Source organism: Aquitalea aquatilis, assembly GCF_005155025.1.
In the GTDB taxonomy this organism is placed as follows: Bacteria; Pseudomonadota; Gammaproteobacteria; order Burkholderiales; family Chromobacteriaceae; genus Aquitalea; species Aquitalea aquatilis.
This window is the reverse complement of sequence record NZ_CP039731.1, coordinates 2,898,002-2,917,341: the sequence shown is the minus strand read 5'-3', so window position 1 is coordinate 2,917,341 and position 19,340 is coordinate 2,898,002. Positions and strand designations below refer to the sequence as shown.

Here is a 19,340-nt window from a genome sequence, read left to right as displayed (position 1 = left end):
TAAAAGCCATACTGCCAATGCGGACTGCTCGCCATCTACTGCGGCGCTTATGGATCATCCGCCATATTTGTTACTAACATTTAAATGTCAATTAAACATACTGTCAATATCAGGCAGCTTGCATCTGACATAGCCATTTAATAGATATAGCCCTATTTGGCACAAGTACTTGTAACAGTTGAATTTTCAGCATTCACAATGAAAAAAGCTGCCGAAGCAGCTTTCTATGCAAGGTTCAACTGGCCGCCTCCTAAGGAGTCAGCGCGCCAGCTTGCTGTTCCTGCTGTAGATGCCACATTTCTGCATAACGCCCACCATGCTCCACCAGCTCGCGATGATTGCCACGCTCCAGCACCCGGCCATCTTCCATCACGATGATCTGATCGGCATCGACGATGGTAGACAAGCGGTGGGCGATGATCAGCGTGGTGCGATTGGCCGAGATCGCAGCCAGCTCTTGCTGAATCGCTTTCTCGGTACGCGAGTCCAGCGCGCTGGTGGCCTCGTCAAAAATCAGGATGGGCGGATTTTTCAGAATGGTGCGCGCAATGGCCACCCGTTGCTTTTCGCCGCCGGACAGCTTCAGCCCGCGCTCGCCCACCTGAGTGTCGTAACCATCGGGCAGGCTCATGACGAAGTCGTGAATGTGCGCCGAACGCGCCGCTTCCATCACCTCGTCGCGGCTGGCGTCCGGTCGGCCATAGGCGATGTTGTAATAGATGCTGTCGTTAAACAGCACGGTATCCTGCGGCACGATGCCGATATGGCCACGCAGGCTGTCCTGGCGCAGTTGGCGAATATCCGTGCCGTTGATGCTGATGCTGCCGCGACCCACATCATAAAAACGGAACAGCAAGCGCGACAGGGTCGATTTACCCGCACCACTGGCACCCACCACCGCCAGCGAACTGCCGGCCGGAATCTCGAAACTCAGACCATGCAGAATGGTGCGTTTGCTGTCATAGCCAAACTCCACACCAGCAAAACGGATACTGGCCTGTCGCGTATCCAGCCATTGCGCGCCCGGCGCATCATCCACTTCCTTATTGGTGGAAAGCAGGCCGAACATGCGTTCGATATCCGCCAGTGAGTGCTTGATCTCGCGATAGACAAAGCCCAGGAAATTCAGCGGCGCATACAGCTGGGTAATGAAGGTAGCCACCAGCACCACATCACCAACCGTCATGCTGTGACTCACCACGCCACGCGCCGCCAGCACCATGATCAGGGTGACGCCGCTGGCAATGATGATGCCCTGCCCGGCATTCAGCATGGACAGCGATACCTGATTCTTGATGGCGGAGGCTTCCCAGGCCGCCAGATTGCGGTCATAACGCGCCTCTTCATAGCCTTCGTTATTGAAGTATTTGACGGTTTCGTAATTGATCAGCGCATCGATGGCCTTGGCATTGGCCTTGGAATCCAGATCGTTCATGCTGCGACGAAACACGGTGCGCCACTCGGTCACCACCAGGGTAAACACGATGTAGATGGCAATGGTGGCCAGTGTTACCGCAGCAAATTCCCAGGCATAGCGGCGAAACAGAATGGCCGACACCATGCCGATTTCCAGCAATGTCGGCAGAATGTTGAACACGGTGAAATTGAGCAGGAAACCAATACCCTTGGTACCGCGCTCGATGTCGCGGCTCATGCCGCCCGTCTGACGCTCCAGATGGAAACGCAGCGACAGGCGAAACAGGTGCTGGAATACACTACGCGCCACACTGCGTACCGCACCCTGGATGACCCGGGCAAATACCGCATCGCGCAGCTCTCCCAGCACACTGGAAGTGAGCCTGGCCACGCCATAGCCCACCAGTGCCATCACCGGCACCGCCAGCAAGGTGGCCGGCACGGAGAGTTGATCGACGATGTCTTTCAGATAGAGCGGCACCGTGACTGCCGCCACCTTGGCCAGAATCATGCAGGCCAGCGCCAGCACGACCCGGCCCTTGAAAGCCCACAGATAAGGCAGCAGCGTCTTGAGGGTTTGCAAATCGTTGCGATTGCCGGGAGCCGGACCGCTATGGGTGAAACGCATGGAAACTACCTGTCGAAAAGCCGGCCAGTGCCGACGCTGAAAATGAGCAAAGCCGCCGGCCGGCGGCTCCAGGAACGGCCTGCACCAGGCCCAGGCAGAGTCAATGCAATACGCGCGGTGCCACCAGCGTCATTTCGGGGATGGTCACATCGAAACGCTTGCCGTCATCGGCCAGCATCTGGTAACTGCCGCGCATGGAACCATACGGCGTCTTCAGGTGGGTGGCACTGCTGTATTCGAAGGACTGGCCTGGCTCCAGTCGTGGCTGCTCGCCCACCACGCCCATGCCGCGCACTTCCTGCTCCTGATTGTTGGCATCGACAATGATCCAGTGGCGGCTAACCAGTTGGGCGGGTTCGCTGCCGGTATTGGTCAGGCGGATGCGATATGCGAACACATAAACATCGGTCGCCACGTTGGACTGCTCGGCGATGTAATGTGGTTCGGCCTCCACCTCTATCTGGTAGCTTTTATCTGGCATGGTGTTTTCCTTGTGCTGTTGTACTGCATTTTATCCCGCCTTTGGCCTTGGGCGCGGTAGAATAAACGCCATTTCATGACCCCATCCGTGTTTGCAAGGTAGACCATGCGCGACTTCCGTATTGCCCCCAGCCTCCTTTCCGCCGATTTCGCCTGTCTGGGCCAGGAGGTGCGCGATGTCATCGCCGCCGGAGCCGACATCATTCACTTCGATGTCATGGACAATCACTATGTACCGAATCTGACGGTAGGCCCTCTGGTATGTGAAGCCATCCGCCCGCATACACAAGCCCCCATCGACGTGCACCTGATGGTGAAGCCGGTGGACAGCCTGGCCCCGATGTTCGCCAAGGCCGGCGCCGATATCATCACCTTTCACCCGGAAGCATCCGAACACATCGACCGCACCCTGGGCCTGATCAAGGAGTCCGGCTGCAAGGCGGGCCTGGTATTCAATCCGGGCACCTCGCTGTCTTACCTTGACCATGTGATGGACAAGATCGACATGGTGCTGATCATGTCGGTGAATCCGGGCTTTGGCGGCCAGTCGTTCATTCCGCATGCACTGGAAAAAGTACGCGCCGCACGCCAGCGCATCGACGAGTATACCGCCAAGCATGGCGGCGAGATCTGGCTGGAAGTCGATGGCGGCATCAAGGTCGACAATATTGCCGCCGTGGCTGCCGCCGGGGCCGACACCTTTGTCGCCGGCTCGGCCATTTACGGCCAGCCGGACTATCAGGCAGTGATTGCCGCCATGCGTGCCGAACTGGCAAAGGTGGCCTGATGCAGGCCGCCATCGTCACCGGAGCCTCGCGCGGACTGGGTCTGGCACTGTGTGCCGAGCTGCTGCAGCGCGGCTTTGTGGTGGTGGGACTGGCCAGACAGCATAGCGAGGGGTTTCGCCAGCTGGCACGGCAATATCCGCAACAGCTGCACTACCTGCGCGCCGACATGGCCGACAGCCCTGCCCTGCACGGCCTGCTGGCCGAGGCCTTGCAACTGCTACCGATGAATGCCGTACGGCAATTGCTGCTGATCAACAATGCCGGCGTGGTCATGCCCATTGCCAGTGCCGGCTTCTATCCGGCGGCCGAGTTGACGCAGGCCATCGCCATCAACCTGACAGCCCCCATGCTGCTGACCGATGCCCTGCTGCGCCTGAGCGACGAGCTGGAATGTCAGCTGCGCATCCTGTGCATCTCATCGGGTGCGGCGGTAAAAGCCTACCCGGGCTGGGGCGTATATGGCAGCAGCAAGGCCGCGCTCGACCACTTCTGTCGCCATGTGGCGGAAGAACAGCAAGCCTGCGCCAACCCGGCGCTGATTGCCGCCGTCTATCCTGGCGTGGTAGACACCGACATGCAGGCGCACATTCGCGACAGTGACCCGGCCCAGTTCCCCAACAAGGAACGGTTCGACGCCCTCAAGCGCGAAGGCGGCCTCAGCACGCCGCAACAGGCCGCCCGCCAACTGGCCGACCACCTGCTCAGCGCAGACTTCGGCCACCACCCCGTACTCGACATCCGCCATTTGCCGGATCAAGCCCAGAACTGACTTCCTAGCCCTGACATCGTATGAATCTGAAACACATCAAAGCCGTTGCCTTCGATCTGGACGGCACCCTGGTTGACTCCATTCCCGACCTGGCTGCTGCGGCCAATGCCATGCGCCAGCATCTGGGCCTGCCGGCCCTGGCCGAGATGCGCATACAGGAGCATGTCGGCGACGGCATTGCCAGCCTGGTACACCGTGCCATTACTGATGAACGCCATGGCGCGGCGGAAGCTGCACTCTGGGAGCAGGGTTTCAGCTTTTTCGTGCGCTACTACCACGAACACCTGAGCGACAACACTAGCGTCTACCCCGGTGTGCGCGATGGCCTGGGCCTGCTGCGCGCCCTGCAACTACCGCTGGTGGTGGTCACCAATAAATCGGAATACCTGGCCGTGCCGCTGCTGCAGCAACTTGAGCTGCGCGATGCCTTCAGCCTGGTCATCGGTGGCGACACCCTGGCCGAGAAAAAACCCTCAGCCTTGCCGCTGCAGCATGTCTGCGATGTTCTGGGCATCAACACCAGCGAACTGGCCATGGTGGGCGACTCCGAGAACGACATCCTGTCCGCCCGTGCCGCCGGTGCAGCCGCCATCGCCGTCAGTTATGGCTATGCCGATGCCAGCACGCTGCAGGCCGATCTGGTCATCGGCAATCTTGCCGAACTGTACGATTTGATGAAAAATAACTGATCACCACAACATTCAATACGGATTGCATCTGCATCATGACTATCCTGCCCGCACCGGCCAGTTGGCGATGGCAACGCTAAGCCACACCCTGTTTACTTATTTCGCTTTCCATCCGGTTTCAAGGTAGCTCACTCATGACGCACGACACATTCGACCAACTGGCCGCAGCCGGTTATAACCGTATTCCGGTGACGCTGGAACTGTTCGCCGACCTGGACACCCCCTTGTCGGTTTACCTCAAGCTGGCCAATCAGCCCTACTCCTACTTGCTGGAATCGGTAGTGGGCGGCGAGCGTTTTGGCCGCTACTCCTTTATCGGCCTGCCTGCCACCACGCGCCTGCGCGTCAATGCCAACAAGGTACAGGTTGAGTACGGTGACAAGGTGATCGAGCAGTTCGAAGGCGACCCGCTGGCTTTTATCGAAGCCTTCCAGCAGCGTTTCAGCGCACCACCCGTAGAAGGCCTGCCGCGCTTTACCGGTGGCCTGGTCGGTTATTTCGGCTACGACACCATCCGCTATGTAGAAAAGCGCCTGGCCGCCACCCGCAAGCCCGATCCGATCGGCACCCCGGACATCCTGCTGATGGTGTCGGAAGAGCTGGCAGTGGTGGACAATCTTTCAGGCAAGCTCTATCTGATTGTCTACGCCGACCCTGCCGTACCCAATGCCCTGGCCAAGGCGGAAAGCCGGCTCGGCCAGCTACGTGCCCGCCTGCGCGAACCAATGGATATTCCGCTGTCGCTGCCCTCCCAGCCCAGCAAGGCTGTGTCCGAGTATGGTCAGGAAGAATTCAAGCAGGCCGTTGCACAGTGCAAGCAGTACATCGTGGACGGTGACATCATGCAGGTGGTACTGGCCCAGCGCATGCAGATGCCTTACAGCGATTCGCCGCTGTCCTTGTACCGCGCACTGCGCAGCCTGAACCCCTCACCCTATATGTTCTTCTACCACTTCGACGACTTCCACGTGGTTGGCTCCTCGCCGGAAATCCTGGTGCGGCGCGAACAGGAAACTGTCACCGTACGCCCGATCGCCGGCACCCGCGTGCGCGGCAAGAATCGCGACGAAGACGAAGCACTGGCTGAAGAACTGCTGGCCGACCCCAAGGAAATCGCCGAACACGTGATGCTGATGGACCTGGGCCGCAACGATATCGGCCGCGTCGCCAACACCGGCAGCGTCAACATCACCGACAATATGGTGATTGAACGCTACTCGCATGTGATGCACATCGTTTCCAGCGTGGAAGGCAGCGTCAAGCCGGAAGTTTCCAATATCGACATTCTCAAGGCCACCTTCCCGGCCGGCACCCTGTCTGGCGCACCCAAGGTGCGGGCCATGGAAATCATCGACGAGTTCGAACCAACCAAGCGCGGCGTCTATGGCGGTGCGGTGGGCTATCTGGGCTTCAATGGAGACATGGATCTGGCCATTGCCATCCGTACCGCCGTGGTCAAGAACAAGATGCTGTATGTACAGTCCGGTGCCGGCATCGTGGCCGACTCGGTACCCGAATCGGAATGGCAGGAAACCCAGAACAAGGCCCGCGCCGTGATCCGTGCAGCGGAGCTGGCACAAGCAGGGCTGGATGCCTGAGCAGCACCCGGTAGCAGACAAAAACAAGCCCCACAGCAATACCGTGGGGCTTGTTTTTTATCTGGCACTTACGGCGAGACAGTACACTTGCCATCAAGTGCAACAGCCTGGCGATACTGTCGATAATCTTCACGCAACAACATCAGCAACAAAGTGATCATCGGCAGAGAAATCAGCGGCCACGCCACCAGCCTGAACAATAAAAGATTGAAACCGTTTAACCAGGTATCCTGCATCAACAGCAACCAACAGGTTGCAGAAAATATGCTCACCAGGATTTTATTAATACAGACAAACAGAATATCACTCCAAGAGAGTATATCTGCATCCACATGCAACATCGTCCGCACAATACTACCGATCAAATAATAAATCAGCACATCCAGCACAACATAAAGCACCCAAACCCAACCATCCCCTTGCAGCAGGACTCTCCCGATAAGGCATAACAAGCCAACCAGCATTACAGACCAGCCACGCCGCCAACCCAAGACCACACCACCTATATATACAAAATCACTCCCCAGAAACAGCATGACGCGCATGGGAAAATACAAGATAAGCGACAATACCAGTGAAACCAAGATCATGACGATTAGCAACTGCTTCTGATAATTTTCCAAAGTGGTGGAATGACTCATGCAGAAGGATTGCTGATTCTGCCGGAAATATCGCTCTCGCGAATATCGCCACCACAATACCAAGACACAGAAATGAGCTAAAACAAAAATATAGTTTTGCAGAATGATATGCAAATGATAACTCATGATTGAGAATAGATCGGCCAGACTATACATCCAACACCCCACAATAATATTGTCGGCGTACATATGCTGCGTAGCCAACTAACCGCCTCAAAAATATGACCTAAGCTATCACTTCCTTACCAGCATATCGGCACATCACGATACTGTAGAGGCAGCACCGAACCTTACCAATCATGAAAACCAAGTCGAACAGCATAACAAGCCGACCTGATACGCATAATAAGAAATTACTTAGATTCAACGACCATGGCACTTCTCGCCAGCAATCATGACAAATGCCTGCCATGTGCTCGGCGCGCCAAGCGGGTATAATCAGCCTGCCGCTCCCGCCCCACCGCACTCCCACCCTACTGCCTGACAAGGGCAGCTGCCGGGAATGGCCGACCTCAAGAGAATCTGTTTACATGACCCGTTCGCTCAGTACATTCCGCACCCTCAGCCTTGCCCTGACCCTTGTCGCCGCCATGCCAGCGCTGGCCGGCAATAACGAAGACCTGCTTGCCGCCCGCGAGGCCTATCGCAGCAACGACCTCGGCAAGCTGACCACCATCGCCAGCGCCATGCCGGCCAGTTACGCACTGCATGACTATCCGTCCTATTGGCTGACCCTCAAAGCACTGGATCGCGACAACGACGGCCAGGTTGTAGGCTTTCTCAATAGCGTGCGCGAAGGCTGGATGCCGGAAAAAATCCGTAATGAGTGGCTGAAAAAACTGGGCAAGCGTGAAGACTGGAGCAGCTTCTCCGCCGAATGGAAAAAGCTGCCGGAAGATGCAAGGGATGAAGAATCCACCTGCTACGGCCAGTTGCAGGATGCGCGCCAGGGCAAGAAACCGGATGACCTCAACCGTTTTCTTGAGATGCGCCCGGCAGCGGATGGCTGTAACCGCTTGCTGACCGCCGCCGCAGGACAAGGCCTGCTCACCCAGGACTGGCTGTGGCGCCGGGTGCGCCTGCTGCTGGCCGGCAATTACCTGAGCCAGGCACGCCAGCTGGCCGATGCCACCAATTTGCCGCTGGACAATGCCGCACTGAACAATCCGGCGGCAGCCAGCCCGGCCACTGCTGGCGGCCAGGAAGCCATCCTCTATGGCATCGTCAGCAAGGCGCGTAGCGACAGCAATGCGGCCGTCAGCCGTCTGCTGGCGGTAGAAGGCTCACTGAGCAAGGAGCGCAGCGGCTTTGCCTGGGGACAACTGGCCTTGCTGTCGGCGCGCAAGCAACTGATGTCACAGGCGCTGCAATGGTATGCCAAGGCCGACCCGCAGCAATTGACCGCCGAACAATGGGAATGGTGGGCACGCGCAGCCTTGCGCGGTGAACAATGGGCGCAACTGGAACAAATCACCCGCGCCATGCCCGCAGCCGTGGCAGGCAAGCCGGCCTGGCAATACTGGCGCGCCCGCAGCCTGAAGCAGCTGGGACGCGGCAGCGAAGCACCGGCCCTGTTTGCCAAGGCCAGCATCGGCCACCATTACTACGCCTTGCTATCACTGGAAGAATTGGGCAATGTGCTGTCCACTCCCGCCAGCAAGGTTGGCCCCAGCGCCGCCGACATCAGCGCCATGCGTGCCAATCCGGCCATCCAGCGTGCACTGGCCTTGCTGGACATCAGCAATAGTGCGGGCAAACCGGAACTGCGCAGCGATGCCCAACGCGAGTGGCGCTGGGCCATGCGCGGCCGCAATGACATGGAATTGCTGGCCGCTGCAGAAATCGGCCGCCGCGAAGCGTTTTACGACATGGCCATTTACAGTGCCGAGCGCACCAAGGAAGAACACGATTACTCGCTGCGCTATCTCACGCCCTATCGCGACATTACCCAGCGCTATGCCCGCCAGCTGGAAGTGGACGATGCCTGGGTCTATGGCCTGATCCGCCAGGAAAGCCGTTTCATCATCGCCGCCCGCTCTGGTGTGGGGGCTTCCGGCCTGATGCAGCTGATGCCGGCCACCGCCAAATGGGTAGCGAAGAAAATGGGGCTGACCAGCTATTCGGTCACCGACATCGACACCAATGTGCAACTGGGCACCTGGTATCTGCGCTATGTGCGTGACAGCCTGTCCGGCAACGAAGTGATGGCCACCGCCGCCTATAATGCAGGCCCGGGACGCGCCCGCGCCTGGCAGGATGGCCGCCCGCTGGACGGGACCATCTATGCTGAAACCATTCCCTTCAGCGAAACCCGTGATTATGTGCAGAAGGTCATGGCCAATGCGGCTTACTATGCCAGCACCTTCGGCCATGCCAACATTTCACTGAAGACCCGCATGGGCACGATTCCGGCACGCTGAACCACCGCAGCACAAGGAGAAAGCAATGCAAGATCGACGTATCTGCCTGATCGGCGGCAGCGGCTTCATCGGCAGCTATATTGCAGAACGGCTGGCCGAGCAGGAAGCCGCGCTGACCATCGCCACCCGCAATCGCGACCGCAACAAGGCCGCGCTGATTGTCCTGCCCAAGACCGAAGTGGTTTCCACCAATGTGCACCACCCGCTGGCCTTGCAGCAGCTACTGGCCGGCCACGACACGGTGATCAGCATGGTGGGCATCCTGCATGGCACGCGCAAGGCCTTTGAACACGCCCATATCGAGTTGCTGGACAAGATCATCGCCAGTTGCCACAAGCAGGGGATACGCCGGCTGCTGCATATCAGCGCACTGGGAGCCGATGTCAATGCGCCCAGCGACTACCAGCAAACTAAGGGCATCGCCGAGCAGCGACTGCGGGAAAGCGGACTGGACTGGACCATTTTGCGGCCTTCGGTGGTATTCGGCCGGGGTGACAGCTTTCTTACCCTGTTTGCCGGCCTGCTCGACAAGCTACCCATGCTGCCGCTGGCCGGTGCCAACACCCGCTTTGCCCCGGTATGGGCCGATGATCTGGCACGCGCCGTGGTCGCCTGCCTGCGAAACCCGCACACCGTAGGCCACAGCCTCGACCTGACCGGCCCGCGCAGCTATACCCTGGCCGAGCTGGTGCGCTATGTCGGCCGACTGCGCGGCACAGCGCGCCCGGTCATCGGCCTGCCACAAGGCCTGGCCATGCTGCAGGCCGGGCTGATGGAGCTGCTGCCCGGCCCCACCCTGATGAGCCGCGACAATGTGCGCTCGCTGGCCGTGGACAATGTCAGTCCGCAGCCCTTCCCCAGCGCCCTGCTCGGCTTTGCCCCGACACCGCTGGAAGTGGTGGCCCCCCACTATCTGGGCCAGGACGAGTTCAACCTCATCCTGGCCGATTACCGCAGGGAAGCCGCACGCTGATGCAGGTCTATATTGTCGGCGGCGCCGTGCGCGACCGTCTGCTTGGCCTGCCGGTCAAGGACAGGGACTGGGTGGTGGTGGGTGCCAGTGTCGAAAGCATGCTGCAACAGGGCTATAAACCGGTAGGCAAGGATTTTCCGGTTTTCCTGCATCCGCACAGCCACGAGGAATACGCGCTGGCCCGCACCGAGCGCAAAACCGGCAAGGGCTATCACGGCTTTGCCTTCCATGCCGATGAAAGCGTCACGCTGGAACAGGACCTGGCGCGGCGCGACCTCACCATCAATGCCATCGCCCAGGACGATCAGGGGCAGTTGATCGACCCCTACCACGGCCAGCAAGACCTGCAGGCCGGCGTGCTGCGCCATGTCAGCCCGGCCTTTGCCGAAGACCCGGTGCGCATTTTGCGGCTGGCCCGCTTCGCCGCCCGTTTCGGTTTTAGCGTTGCCCCGGAAACCATGCAGCTGATGCAGAACATGGTGGCCGCCGGCGAAGTGGATGCGCTGGTGGCCGAGCGGGTGTGGCAGGAAATGGCCAAGGCCTTGCAGGAAGACAAGCCTTCACGCTTTTTCCTGATCTTGCGTGAATGCGGTGCGCTGCAACGCATTCTGCCGGAAGTGGACGCCCTGTTCGGCGTGCCGCAGCGCGCCGACTACCACCCGGAAATCGACACCGGCGACCACGTGATGCGCGTGATCGACATGGCAGCCCACATGCAGCAGCCACTGGCCGTACGTTTTGCCGCACTCACCCATGACCTGGGCAAGGCGCTGACCCCGGCCGACATCCTGCCGCGGCATATCGGACACGAAGCCCGGGGCGAAAAACCCTTGCTGGCACTATGTACACGCTTGCGCGTGCCAGCCGAATGTCGCGACCTGGCGCGCATTACCGTGCTAAACCACACCAAGGTGCATGGCACCGCACAGATGAAACCGAGCACCATCCTGCGCCTGTTCAAGGATTGCGACGCCCTGCGCCGGCCAGAGCGCTTCCGCCAGATGCTGGCCGCTGGCGTGGCCGACGCCCGTGGCCGGCTGCATTTTGAGACCGATCCCTATCCGCAAGCCGGCTGGCTGGAGCAACTACTGACGGCGGCACTATCAGTGAATGCCGGCAGCATTGCCAAGGCCTGCAGCGACCCAGGGCAGATCGCCGCCGCTGTCGATAGCGCCCGCAGTCAGGCCATCGCCAGCGCCCGGATGGCACTTGGCCTGCCCGACAAAGCGTAATGCAGACCTGATGAACTTGCCGCACAACCCTCTGGAGAACACGATGAAAATCTGTCTGAGCCTGATTTTGCTGGCCTTGAGTGCCAGTGCCCTGGCCAATTCGGCCTGCGACAAACCCAAGAATGATTTTGACGGCCTGTACTGCCTGAACAAGGTCTACAGCCAGGCGGACAAAGACCTGAACGAGAGCTATGGCGAACTGGCCAAGCTACTGGATGCCGACGGCAGAAAACAATTGAAAAACGGCCAGCTGGCCTGGATTCGTCAGCGCAACAATGACTGCAGCTACAGCGATCAGCGTGGCTTTTTTGTCAATCTGGATTGCGCCACCCGCACCACCATCGACCGCCTGCAATTCATCAATGACCGCAAGCGCGAGTGCAAGAGTGCCGGCTGCATGAACAGCAAGCTGCAATAAACGTGCCCCACCCTGCCCGCCTCCCGGCGGCAGGGTCTGTCTCATGGTGTGGCGGCTGCCGGCTGACAGCGCACTGCACCCGCGGCCACTGCGCGCGCCAGCTTGAGCGTTACCGCTGGCTGCGCCAGCCGCGCCTCCTCGGCCGGATTGACGATCACGCCATGCTCCACCAGCACTGCTGGCTGGGTCGCCGTTTTCAGCACCACCAGATCATCAAACCAGTAAATCCCCAGCGCTGCGTCCGCCAGCGGCCGGTTTTCGCCGGCAATGGCTTCCGCATGATGCAGGGTTGGTCGCTCTCCCGCCTCCTGCAGCGACAACGCAATTTGTCGGGCACAGGCCAGGCTCAACTCGGCAAAAGGGTTCTTGCGTGAGATAAACAGCGAGTAACCCTGAAACCGCCCGGCCTCGGACAGGTATTGCGGCTGCACCGAATCATGATGCACCGACAACAGCAATTGCCGCCCCTGCGCCAGCTGTGTGCGCTCGCTCAGCTGCCTGATATCCCCTGCCGCACCAATCAGCTGCACCTCGACACCGCGTTCGCGCAATTGCTCGGCCAGTAGCAAGGCCATGCGCCGGTTGAAACTGAACTCGGTCTGGCCGCTGGCGCTACGTGCACCGGAGGCCTGCAAGGAATGGCCCACATCCACCGCCACGGTTTGCACGCTCTGCGCCAATGCCGGTACGGCCAGGCCAAGCAGCAGAGTCAGGCTCCAGCACAGTTTCATCGGGAATCCACCTTGTGAAAATAAGGGCAGGCGCATCACTGGGCTGCGGCCAGCTCCAGCTGGCGCACCCGTTCAAACAGACAGACAGTAGCCGCCATCGCCACATTCAGCGACTCGGCATGACCCGGCATGGGAATGCGGATGCGGGCATCGGCCAGCGCCAGCAAGGCCGGTGAAACGCCAGCACCTTCATTGCCAAACACCAACGCCACGGCACCGCTCAGGTCCTGGCTGTACAGCGAGCTGCTGCCTTCCAGATAAGTCACCAGCTTGCGGCCGGCAAAGGCACGCATGGCGTCTTCCAGGTCGACCTGCTCATGAATGCTGAGGACAAAGTGCGCCCCCATGCCAGCACGCAGCACCTTGGGCGAATAGACATCAACACAGCCTTTGGACAGCAGCACCTCGCGTACACCGGAGGCGGCAGCACAGCGCAGGATGGTGCCCAGATTGCCTGGGTCCTGGATATCCTCCAGCAGCACCCGCGCCGCATCGGCAGCCGGGGCCGCCGGTTGTGGCCGGGCACACAGGGCCAGCAGCTCGGGCGGCGTGGCCAGGGCACTGGCCTTGGCCATGATGGGCTCGGGCAGGATGGCCAGCACACAAGTCGCCGGCAAGGAGGCCAGCAAGGCCGCCACCTCGGCATGGGCCAGCGCCTGGGCATTGACATAGACACGCTGCGGCAACAGGCCGGCCTCGATACAGGACTGGGTCAGATGAATGCCTTCCAGCACCATCAGACCCTGCTTGCGCCGCTCGCGGCTGTTCTGTACCAGCCGCGCCAGCTGTTTGACTTCGTCGTTATGGGGAGAACTTATGGTTTTACCGGTGTACTGCATGCATCAATGGTGCGGCGTCAGCCTGGCCACCAGTTCCTTGAAGCGGTGATAGCTGGTGTCGTCGATGTCGCGGCCGCTGCGGCCATTGTCGACATAGAACACTCCGGCCAGCCGATGGCCCAGATACAGGCTCATGATGGCGAATTCGCTATCTCCGATATGTTCGAAAAAATCATCCTCGTACTTGCGCACCAGCTGGTTGCGCACACTTTCCGGCGCATGAAAGCTTTGTGCCTTGCTGGTGAGCAGGGCAAGAAAACTGCCGGGCTCCAGCTCCAGCGGCAGCTTGCGTAGCGCGTGGCCTTCGGCCAGGCCCACCTGGTATTTCAGGCGCAGGCTGTGGCTGTCGTGGTCGTAACGGTAAAACAGTACCCGCTCGAATTTCAGGTCATTGGACAGATGGCGGATGGATTCGCGTATGCCTTGCTCCAGCTGGTCGGGGCTGGTCAGTGCCGCAGCTTTTTTCAGCTCCGGCCGCTTGTATTCGCCCTCGATCAACAGAATGGAGCGCGCCGGGTAGGTATAGGCAGCGGCACGCGGCTGCCGTGCTACCGTCACACAAGCTTGCACCACACCCAGATAAACCTGCTGCGGCGTGGCCCCAATCAGCTTGGCGACCAGATCCAGCCCCACATTCCATGACGAACGCCACCAGCCCTGCTCCAGCGAGTTGGCGGTAGCCATGGCCAGCTTCAACAGCTGTTTGCGTTTTGACGGTGCACCGCTCCCCAGCAGATTCAGCAATCCTGCCGGCAGTGGCATGGCCTGGACAAACTGCTCCAGCACCTTGGAGTAGTCGCTGCCGAAGTGGTCGGCCACTTCCTGCAGCAGCGGCTTGTCTGGCAGCTGGTTACGGTAAATCAGGTAGAGGCAGGCGGGCAGATTGTAGATCAGCGCGGCGACAAAGCAGTCTTCCACCTTGTGCTCGCCGGAAATCGACAGCCATTCCTTGATGATGAGTGCCGCCACCCGGCTGCGTCCCAGCCAGTCTTCCACCGCGTCGACCACCTCGGCATCCAGCTTGTCCGGCACCGGCTGCATGGCACTGAGCTTGCCAAAGCGCTGTACCACCGCTTCCAGCCCCATCAGCATCAGCGTCTGCTCGACCGACGGAATCGATTCATTGCGCTGCAAAGCCCGCGAGCCACCCACCACGCGCAGCAGATCAAACAGCAGCAGCGGATCGGACAGGCAAAGATTGGCCAGCTCGGTAAAGCTGATCAGGTCATTGTGGCGCGAGCAAGCATCCCTGACCTCGAGCAAGGTAGAGGGAAGAATCGGCCAGCGCCGCTCGGCGATGGACTGAAACCAGTTAGCGAGATCCATGGGGGTGGCACCAGATCAGCAATTCTTTCTGCAGCGGTCCGCCAAGCGGAATCCGACTATCAGGTTGGACATCGGGAACCATGAAGGTATTGCTCACCAGCACGCTGCCTGGCGTGCCTTCGGCCAGAAACTTGCGCCAGACCCGGGGCATGGGTGCCGGCGACAAGAAGGCATACACCGCGTCATAGTCCCCCCAGTGTTCTTTCCAGAAGCTATGGCAGGCAAAGGCCAGTCCGGCTGGACGCCCGGCAAGCCACCAGCGCAAGCGCGCCAGCAACCAGCTGCCCCAGGCATTTTCCAGCGCCAGAATGTGTAGATCGGGCCGTAATGCCGCCAGTTGCATCGCCAGCCGGCCATCGCCGCAGCCGGCTTCCAGCAGACGGGCTCCGTGCGGCAGGTATTGCGCCAAGCTGGCCGCCACTTCCGGCGCCGAGCGGTACAAGGGCACCCGCTCGGTCAGCGCATTGCGTCCCAGCGCCACCGTCAGCAGCAGGCCCAGCAGATACACCCAGCCCGGCAAGCCCTGCGCTTGCAACACCACCACCGCTGGCAGGAACAGGCCGTGTGCCAGCTTTTGCCAGCCAGCCATACGCCAGACATAGGCCAGCAAAACGGCACACAAACCCTGCAGCACCGACCAGGCCTGTGGCTGCATGGCCGGCGCGATGAAAAACCAGGCGGCCAGCGCGGCCAGCAGTTGCACCGTCAGGTGGCGAAGCCAGAACCAGCGCATGCAGGCTTATTCGGCCTTGGCCGGGGCTGCGGCGTTTGCGGCCGGGCCGATCGGGCCGATCGGCTCCTGATTCAGCTGCGGCTTGACACCATCATTGAGGATGGCGTTCTCGGCCTCCTGATTCAGCACCACAATGGTAATGCGACGGTTTTCCGGGCTGAATACATTGCTCTTGATCAGTGGATTGGCTGCGGCCACCCCGACCACGCGCATGACCTTGTCTTCCTGCAAGCCACCGGCCACCAGTTCGCGCCGTGCGGTATTGGCGCGATCAGCCGACAACTCCCAGTTGCTGTACCCGCTCTGGCCATTGCCAAACGGTGTGGCATCGGTATGCCCGGAGATGCTGATGCGATTGGGCAGCTGGTTCAGTTGCTGCGCCAGTTGCTGCAGCAATTCACGGGTATGCGGCAGCATGCGCGAGCTACCGGAATCGAACATGGGACGGTTCAGCTCGTCAACGATCTGGATTTTCAGGCCTTCGGGGGTCATTTCCAGCTTCATCTGGTTCTTGTAGTCCTTCAGAACCTGATTCTGCTCCACGCTGGACTGGATCTTCTGCTGCAGCTTGTCCAGCGCCTGTTTTTCCATCACCTTGCGCTCTTGTTCCCTGCTGCTCTTGTTGACCTGACCGGCCTTCTTGGTCAGATCGTTACCGCCGCCCTTCACCACCGAGGTGGCATCGCCGGCGCCATCGCCACCGGACATCGCCACCTTGAGCGGCGTCTTGAAGTATTCGGCAATACCGTTGAGCGTACCTTGCGAGGCCGAACCCAGCAGCCACATCAGCAGGAAGAAGGCCATCATCGCCGTCACGAAGTCGGCATAGGCAATCTTCCAGGCACCGCCATGATGGCCATGCCCGCCTTTTTTGATGCGTTTGACAATAATGGGGCGTTGCGATTCGTCAGCCATGTTCCAACCCTGTTGCGCTTATTTCTTGGCCTGTTTGACGTGATCTTCCAGTTCCTTGAAGGAAGGACGATCCGTCGAAGTCAGCACCTTGCGACCAAACTCCACCGCCACCTGCGGCGCATAGCCATTCAGACTGGCCAGCAGGGTAACCTTGATGGTCTGGAATACCCGGGTACCGTCACCCAGCTTGTGTTCCAGAATGGTAGCCAGCGGGGCCACAAAACCGTAGGCCAGCAAAATACCCAGGAAAGTACCCACCAGGGCGTGTGCAATCAGCATGCCCAACTCCGACGGCGGCGCACCCACCGATTCCATGGTATGCACCACCCCCATCACCGCCGCCACGATACCGAAGGCCGGCAAGCCATCGGCCAGGCCTTTTACCGCACTGATCGGCACTTCGCCCTCATGGTGGTGGGTTTCGATTTCCACATCCATCAGGTTTTCAATTTCGAAGGCATTGAGGTTGCCGCCCACCATCAGCCGCAGATAGTCACAGATAAATTCGACGACGTGGTGATCGTGCAATACCGCCGGGTATTTGGAGAATACCGGGCTGGACTCCGGATTTTCCACATCGGCTTCCACCGACATCAGGCCTTCCTTGCGCACCTTGGACAGGATTTCAAACAACAAGGTGAACAGCTCCATGTAGAAGGCCTTGTTGTAGGGCGAGCCCTTGAATACCGTTGGCAAGGCCTTGATGGTGGCTTTCATCGGTGCGCCGCCATTGGCGACCACGAAAGCGCCAGCTGCCGCACCGGCAATCATGACCACCTCCAGAGGCTGCATCAGCGCCCCCAGATGGCCCCCTGCTGCGACAAAGCCCCCCAGCACGCAGCCGAGGAGAAGAAGGTAGCCGATTCCAACAAACATTAGCTTGGTCCTGTAATTGTGATTATCGCGACTAGATTCACTGTCACTGCCATTCCGTTCCTGGCATCCCCGCACTGGCCGGCTTTGGCGTCAAGCACCTGCATCACCCGGCCAGAACAGGCTGGCCGGATGGCAGCCCAAGCCTCTGACAAGGCAACGACAGCCCGAATAATAGCATGGCATTTACAGCTTGCAGTTGACCTGCACCCTTCTTTTGTAGCCAGCGCGCGGCCATTCTGGCAAGCAAAGCGCCAACAATGAGCAATAAAAACGGGCCGTCCCATGGACGGCCCGTTTTTATCAAGCACCGGTCACGGCAATAACTCAAGCCAGACCGCGTTCTTTCAGCTGCTTTTCAAACTCCACCATGCACTTGGCGGCGGTATCCAGCATCTGGTCGATTTCTTCCTTGCTGATCACCAGCGGCGGCGCGGACACGATGTGGTCGCCGCAGGCACGCATGATCAGGTTGTGCTTGAAGAAGATATCGCGGCACAGGGTGCCGATTTCACCAAAGTTGGGGAACAGTTCGCGCGTGGCCTTGTTCTTCACCAGGGTGAAGGCCTGAATCAGGCCCACGCCACGGACATCGTCCACATGCTCGAACTGGCCAAACACTTCGCGCCAGCGCTTTTGCATATAGGGACCGGTGTCGTTCTTAACGCGATCAACAATGCCTTCGTCACGCAGTGCCTTGACGTTGGCGTGTGCCACGGCAGCCGCTACCGGGTGGCCGGAGTAGGTAAAGCCGTGATTGAAGTCACCGCCTTCGGCCAGGGTGGTGGCCACCTTTTCGTTGACGAATACCGCGCCAATCGGCTGATAACCGGACGACAGGCCCTTGGCGGTGGTGAAGATATCCGGGGTAAAACCGAATACCTGCTGACCAAACCACTCGCCGGTACGACCAAAGCCGCAGATGACTTCATCGGCCACCAGCAGGATGTCGTACTTCTGGCAAATGCGCTGAATTTCCGGCCAGTAGGTCGATGGCGGCACAATCACGCCACCCGCACCTTGAATCGGCTCACCCACAAAAGCAGCCACCTTGTCGGCACCTACTTCCAGAATCTTGTCTTCCACCCACTTGGCGGCAGCCAGGCCAAACTCTTCCGGCGTCATGTCCTTGCCATGCTTGTACCACCACGGCTGTTCAACATGGACGATGCCCGGAATCGGCAGGTCGCCCTGCTCGTGCATGTAAGTCATGCCACCCAGGCTGGCACCACCGATGGTGGAACCGTGATAGCCGTTCCAGCGGCCGATCAGGGTTTTCTTGTCCTTCTTGCCTTTTACATCCCAATAGCGGCGCACCATGCGGATCATGGTGTCGACGGATTCGGAGCCGGAGTTGGTGTAGAAAACGTGCTTGAAACCTTCGGGAGCCACTTCAGCCAGCAGGTGGGACAATTCCACCACGGCCGGATGCGTGGTCTTGAAGAAGGTATTGTAGTAGGCCAGCTGTTCCATCTGGCGCTTCGCCACTTCCGGCAGATCCTTGCGGCCATAACCGATATTGACACACCACAGGCCGGCCATCCCGTCGAGAATCTTGTTCCCTTCGGAGTCGTACAGATAAATGCCATCGGCCTTGGTGATGACACGCGCACCCTGCTCGTTCAGCGAGTTGGTATCAGTAAACGGGTGCAGATGGTGTGCTGCATCCAGTTCGCGCCATTCGGTCGTAGTACGTTGGTTCTGCATAAAAGCTTCCTCTCTACTATCTCTCCAGCCCCTGTGGGGCTTATTGTTGGGCTGGCCGGAATCGGCCAGCCTCAGGCTGCAACATTGATGTTTCAAAACAAGGCCCTGACGGGCCTTGCGATCAAGATGCCTGCTGCGACTGCCACTATCCAGACACCCGGCAT

General features: G+C 59.6%; 18 protein-coding genes. 8 read left to right on the top strand and 10 right to left on the bottom strand.

Translation table 11 applies throughout. From position 1 onward, the window contains the following. Positions 1-250: 250 nt before the first annotated feature. Together FAZ30_RS13750 and apaG are read right to left on the bottom strand one after the other, a co-directional pair. Positions 251-2,044: an ABCB family ABC transporter ATP-binding protein/permease gene (locus tag FAZ30_RS13750; RefSeq protein ID WP_124643411.1), complete on the bottom strand. Its 1,794-nt coding sequence runs from the start codon at positions 2,042-2,044 to the stop codon at positions 251-253. A 100-nt stretch (positions 2,045-2,144) separates the two neighbouring features. Then, on the bottom strand, positions 2,145-2,525 hold the full coding sequence (apaG, locus tag FAZ30_RS13745) for a Co2+/Mg2+ efflux protein ApaG (RefSeq protein WP_103523610.1): 381 nt from the start codon (positions 2,523-2,525) through the stop codon (positions 2,145-2,147). Between the two features lie 105 nt (positions 2,526-2,630). On the opposite strand from apaG, the gene rpe reads away from it, so the two are divergent. From rpe to trpE, 4 genes are all read left to right on the top strand, one after another. After that, positions 2,631-3,311 carry a ribulose-phosphate 3-epimerase gene (gene rpe / locus FAZ30_RS13740; RefSeq protein ID WP_124643410.1) on the top strand — a complete coding sequence of 227 codons (681 nt, stop codon included), beginning with the start codon at positions 2,631-2,633 and terminating at the stop codon, positions 3,309-3,311. Continuing rightward, on the top strand, positions 3,311-4,081 hold the full coding sequence (locus FAZ30_RS13735; RefSeq protein WP_233578411.1) for an SDR family NAD(P)-dependent oxidoreductase: 771 nt from the start codon (positions 3,311-3,313) through the stop codon (positions 4,079-4,081). The genes rpe and FAZ30_RS13735 overlap by 1 nt, the downstream gene beginning before the upstream one ends. 20 nt (positions 4,082-4,101) lie before the next feature. Continuing rightward, positions 4,102-4,770, top strand: coding sequence for a phosphoglycolate phosphatase (locus FAZ30_RS13730; protein WP_124643408.1), 669 nt, complete (start codon positions 4,102-4,104; stop codon positions 4,768-4,770). Between the two features lie 134 nt (positions 4,771-4,904). Beyond that, the gene (trpE, locus tag FAZ30_RS13725; RefSeq protein WP_137009632.1) at positions 4,905-6,368 is read left to right on the top strand and encodes an anthranilate synthase component I; all 1,464 of its coding nucleotides are present in this window, start codon (positions 4,905-4,907) and stop codon (positions 6,366-6,368) included. Positions 6,369-6,436: 68 nt separating this feature from the next. On the opposite strand, the gene FAZ30_RS13720 is transcribed toward trpE, so the two are convergent. Then, positions 6,437-7,009, bottom strand: coding sequence for a hypothetical protein (locus FAZ30_RS13720; protein ID WP_137009631.1), 573 nt, complete (start codon positions 7,007-7,009; stop codon positions 6,437-6,439). Between the two features lie 530 nt (positions 7,010-7,539). Between FAZ30_RS13720 and FAZ30_RS13715 the strand changes: the two genes are divergently transcribed. Genes FAZ30_RS13715 through FAZ30_RS13700 form a run of 4 tightly spaced genes read left to right on the top strand, consistent with a single transcriptional unit; the run spans position 7,540 to position 12,052 of the window. After that, positions 7,540-9,429, top strand: a complete 1,890-nt coding sequence (locus FAZ30_RS13715) for a lytic transglycosylase domain-containing protein (RefSeq protein WP_137009630.1) — start codon at positions 7,540-7,542, stop codon at positions 9,427-9,429. Between the two features lie 25 nt (positions 9,430-9,454). Then, entirely contained in the window at positions 9,455-10,402 is a 948-nt protein-coding gene (locus tag FAZ30_RS13710; protein ID WP_137009629.1) for a complex I NDUFA9 subunit family protein, read from the top strand. After that, positions 10,402-11,634: a multifunctional CCA addition/repair protein gene (locus tag FAZ30_RS13705; RefSeq protein WP_137009628.1), complete on the top strand. Its 1,233-nt coding sequence runs from the start codon at positions 10,402-10,404 to the stop codon at positions 11,632-11,634. The genes FAZ30_RS13710 and FAZ30_RS13705 overlap by 1 nt, the downstream gene beginning before the upstream one ends. A 43-nt stretch (positions 11,635-11,677) precedes the next feature. Beyond that, the gene (locus FAZ30_RS13700; protein WP_137009627.1) at positions 11,678-12,052 is read left to right on the top strand and encodes a lysozyme inhibitor LprI family protein; all 375 of its coding nucleotides are present in this window, start codon (positions 11,678-11,680) and stop codon (positions 12,050-12,052) included. Between the two features lie 41 nt (positions 12,053-12,093). On the opposite strand, the gene FAZ30_RS13695 is transcribed toward FAZ30_RS13700, so the two are convergent. The 7 genes from FAZ30_RS13695 to FAZ30_RS13665 all read right to left on the bottom strand — a co-directional run bounded on the left by FAZ30_RS13695 (position 12,094) and on the right by FAZ30_RS13665 (position 19,176). Next, complete coding sequence (locus FAZ30_RS13695) at positions 12,094-12,783, bottom strand: N-acetylmuramoyl-L-alanine amidase family protein (protein WP_137009626.1); 690 nt, start codon at positions 12,781-12,783, stop codon at positions 12,094-12,096. 35 nt (positions 12,784-12,818) lie between these two features. Beyond that, positions 12,819-13,622 carry a TrmH family RNA methyltransferase gene (locus FAZ30_RS13690; protein WP_137009625.1) on the bottom strand — a complete coding sequence of 268 codons (804 nt, stop codon included), beginning with the start codon at positions 13,620-13,622 and terminating at the stop codon, positions 12,819-12,821. 3 nt (positions 13,623-13,625) lie between these two features. Further along, positions 13,626-14,948, bottom strand: coding sequence for an HDOD domain-containing protein (locus FAZ30_RS13685; protein ID WP_137009624.1), 1,323 nt, complete (start codon positions 14,946-14,948; stop codon positions 13,626-13,628). Beyond that, on the bottom strand, positions 14,935-15,681 hold the full coding sequence (locus FAZ30_RS13680; protein WP_124643392.1) for a class I SAM-dependent methyltransferase: 747 nt from the start codon (positions 15,679-15,681) through the stop codon (positions 14,935-14,937). The genes FAZ30_RS13685 and FAZ30_RS13680 overlap by 14 nt, the downstream gene beginning before the upstream one ends. 6 nt (positions 15,682-15,687) lie before the next feature. Beyond that, positions 15,688-16,596: a flagellar motor protein MotB gene (motB, locus tag FAZ30_RS13675; RefSeq protein WP_124643390.1), complete on the bottom strand. Its 909-nt coding sequence runs from the start codon at positions 16,594-16,596 to the stop codon at positions 15,688-15,690. 18 nt (positions 16,597-16,614) lie between these two features. Continuing rightward, complete coding sequence (motA, locus tag FAZ30_RS13670; protein WP_124643389.1) at positions 16,615-17,472, bottom strand: flagellar motor stator protein MotA; 858 nt, start codon at positions 17,470-17,472, stop codon at positions 16,615-16,617. A 324-nt stretch (positions 17,473-17,796) separates the two neighbouring features. Continuing rightward, positions 17,797-19,176 (bottom strand): aspartate aminotransferase family protein, encoded by a 1,380-nt coding sequence (locus FAZ30_RS13665; protein WP_137009623.1) that lies wholly within the window; start codon positions 19,174-19,176, stop codon positions 17,797-17,799. Positions 19,177-19,340 lie beyond the last annotated feature (164 nt).